The following is a 768-nucleotide window of genomic DNA, read 5'->3' as shown; positions in this document are numbered from 1 at the left end:
CGATTTCTCGTATGCTTTCCAAACGTTTTGGTATTGCTCTATGGTTATCTCGTGGTAACCTTCAGGTAGGCTTACTTTCATCTTACGTAGTATGAACGGTTTCTGTGGGCTAGCTTGTTAAGGCAGCAATATCTCACAGCGTCGATGCCATGATTCCATGCGTCTTTTGGGTGTGGGAGTATACGCCCATCTCGATCTGTATTCCACTTATAGTTTCTAAACTCCTTCTGCAAGTTCAAGCTGTCTGACTTGATAAACAATTTATGCCTCCTCATTATGTCAATGCCATTGCGTATGCTGTCTGCTCCTTTACGTGCAGGCTTGACGTTAAAGTTCATTCGCGATAACTCCGTAATGCTTTTAGGTTCTGCGCTGTCAGCAATGATTTCATCATGCCTTCCTATATCCCATGTCTTGAACTTCTCGCCTAAGTCTTGGTTGGTTAAACCTCCACTATATATCAACTCTTCCATGTACAGCTCATCCCCTCTTTGACTGACTTTTACCAAGGCAGCAGGATCAGCAGCAAATCCAAAGTCTAAGCCGTATGCTATGTGGTTGGCATTTTCGGGCAACTCGTCGTATACGTGAGTTTGAAATATGGTCTCCTTGCTTATGCCTCTTTCTCCTAGTCCATAGATTCTCCAGTAATTCTCGTCTGTGTCTTTAAGTCTTTCAATCTCCTCTATTACCTCCTTGTTTAAAAACGGGTTATCTAGGTACGTAGATTTAAAGAAGTCGCAGTCATCCCTAGGTATAACCGTGTCG

General features: G+C 43.1%; 1 protein-coding gene. It reads right to left on the bottom strand.

What is annotated here, in order from left to right:
• Positions 1 to 77: 77 nt before the first annotated feature.
• Positions 78 to 768 (bottom strand): PBSX family phage terminase large subunit (locus GY843_RS09985; protein WP_297309107.1); only part of this gene is annotated, 691 nt, incomplete at its 5' end.

Origin of the sequence: Neptuniibacter sp. (assembly GCF_024231755.1) — a bacterium.
In the GTDB taxonomy this organism is placed as follows: domain Bacteria; phylum Pseudomonadota; class Gammaproteobacteria; order Pseudomonadales; family Balneatricaceae; genus Neptuniibacter.
This window is presented reverse-complemented; position numbering and strand designations above follow the sequence as displayed.